The sequence below is a fragment of the Stenotrophomonas sp. SMYL41 genome (assembly GCF_036319965.1).
GTDB lineage: Bacteria > Pseudomonadota > Gammaproteobacteria > Xanthomonadales > Xanthomonadaceae > Stenotrophomonas > Stenotrophomonas maltophilia_R.
The window spans coordinates 317,855-331,609 of the sequence record NZ_JAWIRX010000004.1 but is presented as its reverse complement, the minus strand read 5'-3'; the positions used below and the strand labels follow the sequence as shown (position 1 = coordinate 331,609).

General features: G+C 57.1%; 14 protein-coding genes and 1 pseudogene. All 15 read left to right on the top strand.

What is annotated here, in order from left to right; translation table 11 throughout:
* Positions 1-1,602, top strand: a 1,602-nt coding sequence (locus V3B30_RS07375) for a toxin C-terminal domain-containing protein (RefSeq protein ID WP_329809644.1), incomplete at its 5' end; no start/stop codon positions are given.
* Positions 1,603-1,994: 392 nt separating this feature from the next.
* On the top strand, positions 1,995-2,456 hold the full coding sequence (locus tag V3B30_RS07370) for a VENN motif pre-toxin domain-containing protein (RefSeq protein WP_262084563.1): 462 nt from the start codon (positions 1,995-1,997) through the stop codon (positions 2,454-2,456).
* Entirely contained in the window at positions 2,453-3,280 is an 828-nt protein-coding gene (locus V3B30_RS07365) for a hypothetical protein (RefSeq protein WP_262084562.1), read from the top strand. The genes V3B30_RS07370 and V3B30_RS07365 overlap by 4 nt, the downstream gene beginning before the upstream one ends.
* A gap of 17 nt (positions 3,281-3,297) precedes the next feature.
* Complete coding sequence (locus V3B30_RS07360) at positions 3,298-3,777, top strand: hypothetical protein (RefSeq protein WP_262084561.1); 480 nt, start codon at positions 3,298-3,300, stop codon at positions 3,775-3,777.
* Positions 3,778-3,962: 185 nt separating this feature from the next.
* Entirely contained in the window at positions 3,963-5,207 is a 1,245-nt protein-coding gene (locus tag V3B30_RS07355; RefSeq protein WP_262084560.1) for a VENN motif pre-toxin domain-containing protein, read from the top strand.
* Positions 5,158-5,973 carry a hypothetical protein gene (locus V3B30_RS07350; protein WP_262084559.1) on the top strand — a complete coding sequence of 272 codons (816 nt, stop codon included), beginning with the start codon at positions 5,158-5,160 and terminating at the stop codon, positions 5,971-5,973. Before V3B30_RS07355 ends, V3B30_RS07350 begins: the two co-directional genes overlap by 50 nt.
* 324 nt (positions 5,974-6,297) lie before the next feature.
* Positions 6,298-6,717 carry a hypothetical protein gene (locus V3B30_RS07345; protein ID WP_262084558.1) on the top strand — a complete coding sequence of 140 codons (420 nt, stop codon included), beginning with the start codon at positions 6,298-6,300 and terminating at the stop codon, positions 6,715-6,717.
* Between the two features lie 223 nt (positions 6,718-6,940).
* A pseudogene (locus tag V3B30_RS07340) lies at positions 6,941-7,600 on the top strand (hemagglutinin repeat-containing protein); the annotation flags it as partial.
* Positions 7,601-7,606: 6 nt separating this feature from the next.
* A complete protein-coding gene (locus V3B30_RS07335; protein ID WP_262084557.1) occupies positions 7,607-9,952 on the top strand; it encodes an EndoU domain-containing protein in 2,346 nt (781 codons plus the stop codon).
* Positions 9,953-9,959: 7 nt separating this feature from the next.
* Positions 9,960-10,451, top strand: a complete 492-nt coding sequence (locus V3B30_RS07330) for a hypothetical protein (protein ID WP_157804589.1) — start codon at positions 9,960-9,962, stop codon at positions 10,449-10,451.
* Positions 10,452-10,766: 315 nt separating this feature from the next.
* The gene (locus V3B30_RS07325) at positions 10,767-11,228 is read left to right on the top strand and encodes a hypothetical protein (RefSeq protein WP_262084556.1); all 462 of its coding nucleotides are present in this window, start codon (positions 10,767-10,769) and stop codon (positions 11,226-11,228) included.
* Positions 11,229-11,459: 231 nt separating this feature from the next.
* A complete protein-coding gene (locus tag V3B30_RS07320; protein WP_157804591.1) occupies positions 11,460-11,726 on the top strand; it encodes a DUF596 domain-containing protein in 267 nt (88 codons plus the stop codon).
* Positions 11,727-11,908: 182 nt separating this feature from the next.
* Positions 11,909-12,790, top strand: a complete 882-nt coding sequence (locus V3B30_RS07315) for a DUF2628 domain-containing protein (RefSeq protein WP_262084555.1) — start codon at positions 11,909-11,911, stop codon at positions 12,788-12,790.
* Positions 12,791-12,846: 56 nt separating this feature from the next.
* Entirely contained in the window at positions 12,847-13,101 is a 255-nt protein-coding gene (locus V3B30_RS07310; protein WP_100475167.1) for a hypothetical protein, read from the top strand.
* A 143-nt stretch (positions 13,102-13,244) separates the two neighbouring features.
* Positions 13,245-13,637: a hypothetical protein gene (locus tag V3B30_RS07305; protein WP_100471681.1), complete on the top strand. Its 393-nt coding sequence runs from the start codon at positions 13,245-13,247 to the stop codon at positions 13,635-13,637.
* The last annotated feature ends 118 nt before the right edge of the window (positions 13,638-13,755 follow it).

The following is a 13,755-nucleotide window of genomic DNA, read 5'->3' as shown; positions in this document are numbered from 1 at the left end:
GGCAACATCACCATCGGTGGCAAGCAGACGTCGGCGGCTGAGCTGGGCATCAATACCGACGCCAGTGGAGCGCATCGTGCGCTGGAGGCATTGCCGGATGCGAGCAAGCTGCTGGCGGACCAGCAGGCGATGGCGGCTGCGGCGGGGACGGTGATGGCCACCAGCCAGCAGATTGCCTGGGACGTTCAAGCCTATCAGAGCAAGAAGGCAACCCAGGCATACTACGATGGCCTGTCAACCGACGATAAAAAAGCATTTAATGCACTTAGCGCAGCGCAACGCGATAAGGTGCTGACGGCAAACAGCCAGGCCTACAACGATGCGAAGAAATGGGGTGATGGCGGTGAGTACGGCCGTGCCCTGAGCGCGGTGACCAGCGCGTTGGTCGGTGGTGTTGAAGGGCAGGGGCTGGGTCAGCTGGGCTCCAACGCGCTGGCGCCGTATGCGGCTGAACTGATCGGCAAGACGTTTGACCCGAACAAGCAGAGTGCTGCGCCTAGCGAGGCCATGCAGATGCTGTCGCACGCGCTGCTGGGCGCGCTGTTGGCAGAGGCCAATGGTGGGTCGGCGGGCAGTGGGGCGTTGGCGGCCGGTGGTGGTGAGTTGGCTGCCAAGGTCCTGACGGACAGTTTGTTCGGCGGCAACCCGGCGAATCTCAGCCCGCAGCAAAGGGAGGCGGTTCTGGCGCTTTCACAAGCGGTGGGAGCGCTGGCCGGTGGGCTGTCGGGGCAGGATCTGGCTGGGATCACGTTGAATGCGGGGATTGCCAAGAATTCGGTTGAGAACAACTTCCTTACAGAGGACCAGGCTCGTGTACTGAAGCAGCAGCTCGACGAGTGCGGCGGCGACACGTCATGCCAGAAGGCGGTGCGCGACGTTGCCAAGCAATTGTCGGAGAGAATGGATTACGAGCTGCTCTCGGTGTGCACTGCGAACTCAGCGAGCCCCGCGTGTCAGGCGTTTGTCAATGCGGCCGTCTCCTACAAGTATGGCTCGTGGCCCGGAGAGCTTGGCCTGTTCGATGATCTCGGCCGCAGTAGCGAGGCGCTTTCTTCGTTTGCCCACTCCATGAATGGACGTGCCTATCGTGAGCTGATATTTGAGAACGGGGGGATCCAGCCGGTCTATATCCTGCCCCAAGAACACACTGTAGCTGCACTGGCGGAGTGGACCGGGAATCTTGACAGGACGATTGATCAGTACGGCCTCTTCTCGAAGGAATCGTCAGCTGAGCTGGGGCTTGGACTTGCGAAGGTACTGCTTCGAAAATATGGCGCTGTTACCATAATCGAAGGGAGCGGAGGCTTCGGGAAGGGGGCGAAGGCGGGCAGTTCCGAAGCACTGCCGCGAGCGACGTCTGGGCCAGTCTATGCAACGAATAAGGAGGCGACTGCCGCTGCCACGGCTTTGGGCTTTAGGCGTGTAAAGGAGACTGCTCACGATGGTGAGCTTGTCTTTACTAATGGAAAGATATTTATTTCAAGGGATGTGGATGGCCATAATGGTGGTGCTTGGAAGGCAGCGAAATCGGTGAAGGCGCTAGGTAGCCGAGATGCCCGGCTTGGTACGTTTGATTCCAGTTTGAAAAGGATAGGGGGGTGAACTTTGAGTGGGTCTTCTTGGGTAGTTCGTGGTAAGACAATCAAGGATTTAATTGAGGAGCTTATGACTTTTGAGGATCAAGGTATGTATGTAGAGATTTCAGTTGATGGTGGTGATACCGTTCGGCCGATAAGCTTGGTTGGGAAAGATGGAGGGAAGTGCGTGCTGTTCTATTTCGGTGATGACGCTTAGTGCTAGGTATTTCCTCAGTATTTCTTTCTGGGCTGATTCTTGAGTGTCATTGCCTCTGACTGGTCTGCCGCCTCGACGCTGCTCAGAAAATGGTCTGTTGATCTGTGCTTCCGCCGCGCGTCGACGTATCGGGTGGACCGGAGACGTCGTGCTAAATGCGGTGTCGAACGGTGGCAATGGTCCATGGTGGCAATCTGTCCATGAACAGCACTCGCCTTCTGGTTTCCGAGCTGCGGGCGCTTGCCCCGATTGCTTTGCTATCGGGCGGGGGGACGGGGGCGATCCGTATGTACAGGTGTCGTCCGGCACCGCTGGGCGCGCTGTTGGCTGAGGCCAATGGTGGGTCGGCGGGGAGTGGGGCGTTGGCGGCCGGTGGTGGTGAGCTTGCGGCTAAAGTCCTGACGGACACGTTGTTCGGCGGTAACCCGGCGAATCTCAGCCCGCAGCAAAGGGAGGCGCTTCTGGCGCTTTCACAAGCGGTGGGAGCGCTGGCAGGTGGGCTGTCGGGGCAGGATCTGGCTGGGATCGCGTTGAATGCGGGGATTGCCAAGAATTCGGTTGAGAACAACTGGTTGAGCAGGCAGGAAATCGCACTCATGGAGTCCGAGCGGGCCGCGTGTGGTGGTAAGGGGGAGATGTCCAAGCCTGTAAGGACTCCGTGACACATGCGTATGACGAGCTGAACGCAGAGCGAGATCGTGAGCTGCTTGCGCACGGTGCCGCTGTTGAGCTGAGTATGCGGTCCTATCCAGCTACTTCAGAGGACGACTGGAAGCACGAGTGGGCGATTCGTGTCGATCGATACTGGGAACAGTACGGTGTTGCGGTTGAGGACAGGGTTGCTGGACCCACGCCGGGAGCGGACGCAGCATTTGCTTATCGTCAGCTTAAAAATGACGCTCTCGCTTCGGGTATGACAGCCGTCGGAGAGATCATGGACAAAGGTCTCGATCGATGGTTCATGGACAAGAGTCGGCGAAACCTCGAGGCAACTTTGGAGGGTCTCTCTTCGACGATGAGCTTGATGCGGGGCTATGTATCATCTCTTCACCCTGACATCTACATGCAGGGTGCTATCGATCAATCGTCGGTCATGACGAAGACCGAAGAGATGGCTGCTTACCTTGCGATCCTGTCACGAGGGGCAGATAAGGGATTGGGAGCATTGCGGGGCAGTTGGGGCATAAAAAGCCCCGGCATGGGCTCGGCCGTTTCTGGAACTAAGGGTGTAATCAAAGCGAGTGAGACCATTGGCCAGCCAGTTGAGGCTGTTATTGGTGGTCGAAAGAGGTTGTTACGGGTCGATATCGAGCCCAATGGTAAGCTTCAAATACAATCCGGCGGCGGTAAAGACTCAATCGTAGACTTCCGTCCAGACCTTTCATTGCCGCTAGCCCCGCAGATAGACAAGGCATTCAAACGGTTGCCGCAATCAGCGAGGGATCAGTTGGTTAAGAACGCCGAAAAGGGGCTGCGACGTCTTTAGGAAACGGGAAATATGTGATGGGAACTAAATACGTGGTTGTGCTGGTCGTTGGAAAGGGGCTTCCTGAGAGAAACTCCCTGGTCTATCAGGCTTGGGGTGAAGTTCCGGTTTCATACTTTCAAGATCATGAAAGTTTGAATGAAAGTAGTTTTCTTGATTTGAAGGTAAACAAGTGGGAAGTCAATGCTGAGTGGAGTCGGAAGTCGGAGGATGAGCCGTGGATCAGAATTGAAATATTGAGGGGTGGGGTAGTCACAGAGTACCTGGCGACCCAGGGGTTTTCATTGGTGGTAGGGGTAGGGGAGGCGTTGCTCAGTATTGAGATGGACGATGGTGGTGGTGAGATTGACGAGATTCTATTGGCCCATCTTGTGTCGGTTTTTATGCCGGGTAATAGAGTTTTCCGGTGGCGTGATGAGCTTTCTGAGATTGATGGTGAGTACATTTCACGTTTTCCCGCTCGGGAGGCGGTTCTTGAGCAACTACGCCGCTGTTGATGATTGCAGTCTGCGCGGGCTTGTTGAATCCGCCCAAACTGAACTGAATGTTCGCGCCGATAGTGTTGAGGCCGTGCTGCCTCGATTAATGCGCGCAGGTGTCATTCGGGACTATCGAGAATGCAGACGGCTTCGCCAGTGCAGTCAAGGCCAACCGCAGCTAGGGCGTTGGCCAGCAGAGCGGCTTGTTCGCTGACAATGGCGGCTACTGCATCGGTGCCGGCCACGTGAACCTGGTGGGCGGCGCGATTGCCAGCACCCATGCGGGCAACAGTGGACTGACTGCGGGCTCGCTGACGTTCGCTGACCTGCAGAACCACATGGACTACACGGCCAGCTCCGGCAGCATCAGTGGTGGTGCGGGCGGGGAGATGAACGGCTGGGACGCGAAAGAAGGCACAACTGCTCCGCGCGGTGGCCCAGGCATGTCGATGACGGAGAACGGCAGCGACAGCAGTTCAACGCTTGCGACGCTGACCGAAGGCAACATCACCATCGGTGGCAAGCAGACCACGGCGGCGGAGCTGGGTATCAATACCGATGCCAGTGCAGCGCATCGTGCGCTGGAGGCGATGCCTGATGCCACCAAGCTGCTGGCGGACCAGCAGGCGATGGCGGGAGCGATAGGGACGGTGGTGGCTACCAGCAGGCAGGTTGCCAATGACATCCAGACCCATCAGAGCAACAAGGCCACGCAGGACTATTACGACAGCCTTTCGCCCGAAGAGCAGGTTGCGTTCGACAAACTTGATGCCAAAGCGAGAGACAAGCGGCTGAGTGATAACAGCCAGGCCTACAAGGATGCGAAGAAGTGGGGCAGTGGTGGTGACTACAGCCGGGCACTGGATGCCGTGACTACCGCATTAGTGGGAAGTGCAGGCGGACAGGCTGTCGGCCAGCTTGCGTCCAATGCGCTTGCACCTTATGCAGCCTTCTTCATTGGTAGCACATTTGATCCGAACCATGGCAAGGACCCCAACGCAACCATGCAGTTGCTGTCGCATGCGCTCTTGGGCGCGGTGTTGGCCGAGGTCAATGGTGCCGGCGCAGGGGCAGGTGCGGCGGCCGCGGTAGGTGGTGAGGTGGCAGCCAAGTTCCTGACCGACACGCTATATGGGGGCAATGCGTCGAAGCTGAGCCCTCAGGAAAAGGAGACGATCCTGGCGCTGTCGCAGGCGGTGGGTGCGTTGGCCGGCGGATTGTCGGGGCAGGATCTGGCCGGGATAGCGTTGAATGCGGGAATAGAATTCGGCCGAGAACAACTTCCTGGGGCAGAACGATCACGCGCGAATGATTCACCTGCGCGAGAAGGCCAAGCGGCAAGGTGGGTTGGACAAGCAGGAATCCCTGGAGCTTGTACTGCTGGATGCAGGGGATCAGATGAGTGCAGGGCTGCTACGGAAGGCGTTGGCAGGCGAGAACCTGAGTGAGGTTCAAGCGGCTGACCTCGCGACCTACATCAGCCGATATGAGTCCCAGAACGGTCCTCTTGATCTGCCTGAGCTGCAAAAGCAGTTCCAGGAGCGCGCTGGAACGCTACGCCCGGGCGAATTGCAGGGAGTCAACCCGTCGCAGGTGTACGAGCGTCCATATGCTGGTCTGGGGGACGACCAGAAAGCGTACAAGGATGCCAATTACTCGTGGGTTGAGGATATTTTCTACCGCAAGAAGGGCGCGAATGAACGGCTGTTCGAGAACGCTCTGCGCAAGTCGGGCCTGGAGCCCAGTCGCACCGAGGACTTGCTCCCGTCGTCAATGCAGTTGCGGAATTACTTCGCAATCCAAGATGCACAGACGTCGAGTGCTATGGCCAGTATCGCCTTCGTGGCTGCGACCGTGGGAGACATGAGCGAGGACAACCGTCGTGCGTTGACGTTAACGATGGGGGGTATCGCAAATATCGCTGGGATAGCTATCTCAGGTAAGACGGGATTACTGCCGCAGACAGGCGGACTTGGCGTGACACGATCTCCTTCGAGAACGCGTGTAAGTGAGGCGCCTGCGACCAACGCATTGTCTGTAGAGCAGCCCAAAAATCAAGGCGGGGATTCGGGCGGAAGTAGTACGAAGAATTTCATTCCGCCAGGTCCAGTTCGCGTCAGTGATGCGCACGGCGTGGAAACAATTGGAGCGGGCACAAGATTTGGTGGCGGGAACAGGAATACTCTAAAATCAGTGTTGATGGGGGGGGTATGACATTGATGGTGACATCAGGGAGATAAATTCAGGCCAAGGGATTCTGCTGCCTGACGGTAATGTTGCCGTGTCTTCTGGTCGAGTATGGGGTGCGCATCCAGGGAGTGCCACCATGTTCCCACGGTCGGGGCCAGGTATCGTTCAACTCTCGCAGGCAGAGTTCCGTCTCTATAGAGATATGGTCCGTCAGAATGGTATGTCTTCATCTATTGAGAAGGCGTTGGATGGTATGATCTCAGTTGCTAACAATGGTGTTAGTTCGGAATCTCGTTCGAAACTGAATGAGCTATATAGGTCGCGAGATCTTGGTAAATGAGGGGCAGGGTGGAAGGTTTTGAATTTTCTGTGGGTCGAGTTGTTGAATTTTTGGAGTTGAAGCCAATTCTTGCAGCTAGGTTGGGCTTGGATGCGTCGTCGATTCTTACTGAAGATGATTATTGGGGGAGGTCGGATTCCTCTGCCTTTGCAGGGGTTTCTATTGAGTACGTGAACGGGGGGTTTCCGACATTTGCTAATGTTTATAGCGATGCGGAGTTCTATGGTGAAGCGCTAGGTGAATTGGCGGTAGGGCTCTCGGTCGATCTGGGTTCACCTATTCTTATAGGTGACTATATTAGTGAGATTGATGTTGCGTCAGGGCGTTTCATAGTGGTTCGGCCTGATGGTAAATTCGAGTTTGCTTATGAAGCCGAAGGCGGTGAAGTCGTGTTATTCGATCCGCCGAGGATAAATGATGTCGGCTAAATAGGGTGGCGTCGTCGAATATTTGAAAAGCTGGTCGCTATGCTTGCTTGTTGAGTGGTTAAAATTTTCTATGGACATAGTCTGTGGATTATTTGGGTCGGGTTGAAGTGGCTGCGCGGACCGGTATGTATTTATGTGCCGAGGCCGGCGCAGGCAGCAGCAAGAGACAGTAATGTCTGGCAGAACACCACGCTGACCGGCCAGAGCATCCCAGGGTGGCGGCAACGTCAACCTGACCAGCACGACGGACGACATCCACGTAGTGCAGGGCAACCTGAGCGCGGGCAACACGCTCAGCCTGGATTCGGCCGGGGACATCCTGCTGGCAGCGGGCAAGGCGCACGTGGCAGACCGCAGCAAGAGCAGCAATGCCGGCGCCGAAGTGGGCGTTGGCGTTGTCGTGGGCGCGCAGACGGGCGTGTATGTGTATGCCGAAGCCAGCGTGGGCAGCAGCAAGGCGAACTCGGACAGCAATACCTGGCAGAACACCACGCTGACCGGCCAGAACATCTCGCTGAAGGCCGAGGGTGACACCACGTTGCGCGGCGCGACCGCCACGGCCGACCGCATCGACGTCAAGACCGGCGGCACGCTGACCATCGAATCGCTGCAGGACATTGCCGAGAGCATGTCCAGGAACAGCCAGGTGGGTGGGCGCGTGCAGGTGGCCTTCGGCAACGCGTGGAACGCCGATGGCTATGTCAGTGCAGGCAAGGCCGAGGGCAGCTACCAGGGCGTGGGCCAGCAGAGTGGCTTGTTTGCCGGCAACGGTGGCTATCACGTGGATGCGGGACACGTGAACCTGATTGGCGGCGCGATTTCCAGCACCAACGCGGCCAACAGTGAACTGACTGCACAGACGCTGACCTTCAGCGACCTGTAGAACCAGATGGACTACTCGGCCAGCTCCGGCAGCATCAGCGGTGGTGCGGGCGGCACGATGAACGGCTGGGACGCGAAAGAAGGCACAACCGCTCCGCGCGGTGGCCCAGGCATGTCGATGACGGAGAACGGCAGCGACGGCAGTTCAACGTTTGCGACGCTGACCGAAGGCAACATCACCATCGGTGGCAAGCAGACGTCGGCGGCTGAGCTGGGCATCAATACCGACGCCAGTGGAGCGCATCGTGCGCTGGAGGCATTGCCGGATGCGAGCAAGCTGCTGGCGGACCAGCAGGCGATGGCGGCTGCGGCGGGGACGGTGATGGCCACCAGCCAGCAGATTGCCTGGGATATTGGCAGTGCAGATGCGAAGAAGATCACGGATAAATATCGGGAGCCGATGAGTCCCGAAGAGAGACGGGCGTTCGATGCGCTTCCTTCGGACGAGCAGTTCAAGCGCCTCGTCGCGTTCGATGCATCCTACCCCGATGCACTGGTGACCCAGCAGAAGTGGGCCCCTGATGGTGTCTATGGTCGCGCGCTCGGCGCAGTGACCAGCGCGTTGGTCGGTGGTGTTGAAGGGCAGGGGCTGGGTCAGCTGGGTTCCAGCGCGCTGGCGCCGTATGCGGCTGAACTGATCGGCAAGACGTTTGATCCGAACAAGCAGAGTGCTGTGCCTAGCGAGGCCATGCAGATGCTGTCGCACGCGCTGCTGGGCGCGCTGCTGGCTGAGGCCAATGGTGGCAAGGCGGGGAGCGGGGCGTTGGCGGCTGGTGGTGGTGAGTTGGCGGCGAAGGTCCTGGGCGACTACTACGCGCGCCAGAATGGAGGGCAGCTGAGTCCCGAGCAGGAACAGAAGATCAAAGTACTGGGGCAGGCCGTTGGAGCGATGGCTGGTGGAATCGGTGGGGATGGCGCGATGGGGGCGGCTTTGGGAGCCACCATTGCCAAGAACTCCGTCGAGAACAACTACCTGAATCATGCAGAGCGCATGCAGTTCCTGGACGCCATGCTGAGCTGCACGAAGAGCGGTGAACGCTGCGGCGAGAAGGAAGAACTCGCTGCGTTGTCCGACGCGAGGAATTCGGCCTTGATTGCCGCGTGCACGGGAGCGGCGAACTCGTCAGCGTGCCAGGCGGAGAAGTCCAAACTGGGAGACGCGTACTGGACGCTCGCACAGGGTGAATCCGTCTATACCCAATGGATCAAGGACAACGGGCTTGCCCTGGCTGAGGCGGCCCTGACGAAGGGGAATGGGGGCAAGATCGCGTCGGATCTGCTCACTCATACTTCTTCGATCGATGCTAAGTACAAGATCACCTGCGCCGCCGCCGGGCGATGCGATCCGTTCACTGCGGGTGCACTGGTCCTGGATGGACGAATGCAGGAGGCGATGACCAATTTCGCCATCAATCTGTTGTTTGACAAGGCTGGGGCTGCTGCGGGCGTTACGACCAACGCGGGCGGCATGGTGATGGACGTGGCCAAGATGAACCAGATCTATGCCACTGTGGAGAGTTTCAAGCAAGCCAAGCATGACTATGATCGTGCGCTGGAAATAGGTGGGTGGGGCCTCGTCAAGGAGAAGGGTATCGGCGCCTGGTCATCCATCACTGGCTACTTCGGAAATGGCTGGGATGCGGCGACCTACGAGCTCGGTCTGAACCAGAAGTGGAACCTTGCGGATGTTGCGGGCAACGGTTTCACCAAGGGCGATATGGGACTTGATGCAGCATTGGCCGTGGTCAGCCTGGGTGACATCACTGCAATCCGCGCTGCGGCCAAGGCGAGGACGCTGGCGGCGCTGGAGCGTGAGGCCGCATCTGGTGCTGGAAAACCGAAATCGCCTGTGGATATGGGTGAAAGACGCCCCAAGAACGACTATCTCAATGAAGTAGAGGCGTCAAAAACGCCCGCCGAACTGATCGAACAGCAAAGGGGGACGGCAGGCAGAACTGCGCCGGTAGATTATGAACACATTCTAGACGGGAACTTGAATGCGCGTGGTGATGGTGTTGGTGGTCATTATCTGCGATCAGATAATGTAAGGGTTGTTGAAGTGACCATGGGGCCGGATCGAAAGGGCATCACGCGGGGGATGGTCGAAATTCGTGATCCCGCAACTGGTAAGTGGGTGGCCAAGAGGGCCGAGACAACATTTTTCCCGAGAGAGTGGACCCGGCGCAGGGTGGAGATGGAGATCGAAAGCGCATTTGCGAAATCGTCAACGAAGTACAGGAATGGTCAGCCATATTGGGAGGGCACTTCTTCCAGTGGTGTTAAGATTGAAGGCTACTACACACGCCCGGATGGCGGAGCAGCCACGGCATATCCGGTTTATGGGGCTAAATAGAATGGTTATGGGTGCAATTTTGTTTCCTTATTGGAATGGTGATGAGTATGTTGTCTCGTCAGATGAGAGAATTGGTGATTCAGAGCCTGTCTTGTATGGTCAGGGGGATGGGGTCGGGGAGATTGCTGCATGGTTGGATGGTGACTTCGGTTTTCTTGGCACAGGCAGTGAGCGACGCGTTCGGAAATTATTCGAAACTGCGGCACCTGCTGCCAGTGGCGGAGAGTGCGTTCACTATGGGGAGGGGCATGCAGTCTTGCGCGTGGGGGACCTGTTCCTGATTTTTTCCAGATGGAATAAAAATAATGTTGCATTGTTGAAGCAGGCGCAGATTATCAGTGTCCTGGATATGTACTCTTCCTTCCGAGCAGTCAGCCCGCGAAAGAAGGATCGACCTCCAGCGGCGTTCGAGTTCGAGTATGAGGCTGAGGGTGAAGAGGCTGTCCGTCGATTCAAGGATGCAGGCGGGGATGTCTCCAGGCTTGAGGACGACTTCTGAGCATGACCTTCAGAAGTTCCTGTAGATCGCGGTTCGAGAGTGCCTTCTGGCAGAGGGGCCGTTGAGGCAATCACGTCAGCACATGGGAAGTGGACAAATGCGTGGCATATTGACGTGTTGAAGTGCGTGTATCTGTCCATCTGGTCGGCGTGCCTGATCGCGTGGCCGATTGTCTTCCTCAACTTCATATTTGGAATCAGATTCCGCTACTACCGCGACTGTCGAGATAAATAGTGCGCGAGTGAGTTCTTTGAATGCCAATAAGGCTAAGGATCAGATTTTGAAATTGAAGTTCCCTGTGAGAAGTGGGGTGCCATGAATTCGCATGAATTGATTGATATTGTCGAGGCGACTGAGTGGTACGTGTATTTGCTCAGTTTGGATGAGTGCTCGCCGCACGCGCTTTTGGGAGTGGGGGCGGTTAGTAACGATGCGAAATGGCAGTTTGCGGTTGATTTGATACTCAGGTGTCTTGTTTCAGGGGTGTGGATGTTCTCAGTCCCGAACATTCTTGATGAGCTTGGGTTGGCTAGTGATGAGGAGTTTTGTGCTCGACTGTCGCAGTTCGATCCGTTTGCGCTTTCCGAAGATGGGGAGAAGTATTGGCTTGATTCCTATATGGTTGGCTCCTCGGTATCCTCCAGCATGGTTTCAAGATGTTTGATTTCTGCAGAAGGGCCCGTGTTCGCGTCGGGATTTTTTGAGGAGATTGATAGATTGTTTTCTATGTCGGGAGTGGCGTGGCGTGAAGGTTCTCTTATATCGATTTCTTCTTGATTGAACTGGCGACAGCGGCTCTACCCTCTTGCCACGTTGACCGAGAGCAATGCCGCCATCGGAGGTAAACGGACGTCGGTGGCAGAGCTGGGTATCAATGCCGATACCATTGGAGTAAATTGCGCGCTGGATGTATAGAATTGTGGGCGTCGAGTTCAAATGATTTCTGACACGATCAGGAATGTTCTTCATTACTCTTATGGATGCTCCATGGGGGTTCTGTGGAGAAATATGAATATGGAGTTTGAGGGGGCGTTTGAGCGGCAGACGGAAGAGTTCTTTTCTATGCTTAGGATGCTGATGGAGGAAGGGAAGCTGAAACTTGCCTCGGACGGCGTCTTTGCCGATGGCGATATCGATGCGCAATTGGGTGTTCTGCGCCGTGCGTGGCCTAGCACAAGAGATCAGGAAGATCTCGATGAGGACGGACTTTGGTTTCTTACAGATGCTCCGTTTGGATTGGTTTGGATCGCGCCTGAGGGAGACGTCTGGACCTGATTTGAGCGTCTGCTTCATCGGGTGAGGCCTTCTGTTTGACTGGTGTGTTGGATTTCTGTCGAACCGCAGTGATCAAATCATCGCTGCATCGCCTTTGAATGCAGGCAGGCGTATCTCAATGGCCGGGATGCTACGTGGGAATCGGACTTGAGTGATTTCGTGGTGAGTTTGGATGGAAGATAATGAGAGTAAGGATTGAACCCACCTTCGGTGGCGCCGACGGTGAAGCAGTACAGCGCACAGATACAGCCTCCGATGGGCTGAGCGAGAAGGACGCACTGGCGATCGTGGTAGGCGACAGGTTCTCCACCTATCTCCACTACTGGAGGCTGTACGAAGCATGCGGCAGGGCGCCAAGGCGATGGAACTGGCCGGCATTCCTGTTCTCGTCACTCTGGTTCTTCTTCCGGCGCATGCATGCGTGGGGAGCGCTCTGGTTTATCCTTTCGCCGTTGATGATGACCACCTTCGCGCTGCTGGGGTTGCCATGGTTGTCCTTGCTCTCTTTCGTGGTGTTTCGCGTACTTGCAGGAATCCTGGCGAATCCGCTGTACCTGGCGCACTGTCGAAGGATTGTCCGCAAGGTTGATGCCGAGCATCGCGGGGCACATCGTCGGCACCTTGAACTGCAGAAGGCTGGCGGCGTCAGCTACACCGCTCTGGTGATCGCCTTGGCGGTAACGGCCTCACAGAACACCCTTATCAAACTGATCGTTGGTTCGATATCAGAGCCAACGCCCACGCAGTCCGCTGTGCACGTGGCGGCGAACCCGCCGTATCTGCCGGACCCGCAGATAGAGGAAGCGGAGCGGGTGGTGTACCAGGAGCAAATGCGTGCGATCGCAATGACGGCGTGGCCAGCGGGCGTTCCAACCGAGGGCAATGCCTGCATTGTCGAGCTGCGTCTGGCGCCCCCGGGGCGCGTGCTGGAGGCCACCGTTCTGGAGCCCTGCACGTTGAACGACGTCCAACGCGAGATGATGCTGGTCGAAATCAGGCGCACGGACTTCACGATCGAGGGGAAGATGCGGTTCTTCAACCGGCATACCCTCATTGGATTGTGATCGCTGACATCCGGCGAGGATGGTTTCGGAAATGGGGTCATGCAGGGAGATTATTGGTGAAAGAACAGCTCTTGACGATCGAGGAAGCCTATATGGCGATGTTCTACTTCCTCCAGATCGACTATTCCCGTGGCCCCAGCGATGAGATCGGGGGGCTGCTGGGTTCACTTGGCTGGAGTCTTAAGGAGGATCGAAGTCCCATGGATCCAGGCGCGTGGGAGGACTGGTTGGACGCGGTGAGAACGTCCATGGGGAACAGCGAGCAGGGCATAAAGGATATGAGCGCTACCTACACTGATCTGAAGCGGTAGTCGGATTATTGCGAGCTCCCATGGGTGAGGGGGGCAGGGGCAGTCCATATGAATCAGGAATTCTTCAGGACAGAAATGAAGCGGAAGACGAAAGCGGCCATGCCGAGTCATGAAACTGTCGGCTTCAGAATGATGGTTCGATAATGAGCATTTCGCTGTTTCTCGAAGCCGAAGCCGGCGCCGACCTGGATGCCGTGCTGCATGCCCTGGATTCGATCCAGGCCGAGTACTCCGACGGTACTGACGGTCTGCATGGGAATCTTCCAGTGTCCAACACCGGCTTCGGGTTCGGCATCGTCGACCCGCTGGAGGCGCTCGTAGCGGAAGGGATTGAAGCCGAGTGGCAGGTGGGCCTGCTCGGCTCGTTTCATTTCCGCGCGAGCGGGTTTGAAAGCGCCTGGGAGGAAATCTGCCGCTTCACAAAGCGCTACGCTGCGACGTGCGGGCACCGGTTTGTGCTCTCGTTCCAGTTCGAGAGCGTCTATGCGGCAAGGCTCGGGAAGGATCTGGTCTTCCCGGGGCCTGCTGCGCCGTAATGCCGGATAGCGGGGCGGCAGGCCCCGGTCTGATCCCATTCCGGCTACCCGTGGCGATATACCTTATGGATATAACGCCTTCGTGAGTCGTCTGATTTCACACCTGTCTGCACAGTTC

What these genes read in the sequence shown, in the direction of transcription:
- V3B30_RS07370 (WP_262084563.1), top strand. Translation starts at nt 1,995, where the DNA reads ATGAACAGCACTCGCCTTCTGGTTTCCGAGCTGCGGGCGCTTGCCCCG.
- V3B30_RS07360 (WP_262084561.1), top strand. Translation starts at nt 3,298, where the DNA reads ATGGGAACTAAATACGTGGTTGTGCTGGTCGTTGGAAAGGGGCTTCCT.
- V3B30_RS07350 (WP_262084559.1), top strand. Translation starts at nt 5,158, where the DNA reads ATGAGTGCAGGGCTGCTACGGAAGGCGTTGGCAGGCGAGAACCTGAGT.
- V3B30_RS07335 (WP_262084557.1), top strand. Translation starts at nt 7,607, where the DNA reads ATGGACTACTCGGCCAGCTCCGGCAGCATCAGCGGTGGTGCGGGCGGC.
- V3B30_RS07330 (WP_157804589.1), top strand. Translation starts at nt 9,960, where the DNA reads ATGGGTGCAATTTTGTTTCCTTATTGGAATGGTGATGAGTATGTTGTC.
- V3B30_RS07325 (WP_262084556.1), top strand. Translation starts at nt 10,767, where the DNA reads ATGAATTCGCATGAATTGATTGATATTGTCGAGGCGACTGAGTGGTAC.
- V3B30_RS07320 (WP_157804591.1), top strand. Translation starts at nt 11,460, where the DNA reads ATGAATATGGAGTTTGAGGGGGCGTTTGAGCGGCAGACGGAAGAGTTC.
- V3B30_RS07315 (WP_262084555.1), top strand. Translation starts at nt 11,909, where the DNA reads ATGAGAGTAAGGATTGAACCCACCTTCGGTGGCGCCGACGGTGAAGCA.
- V3B30_RS07305 (WP_100471681.1), top strand. Translation starts at nt 13,245, where the DNA reads ATGAGCATTTCGCTGTTTCTCGAAGCCGAAGCCGGCGCCGACCTGGAT.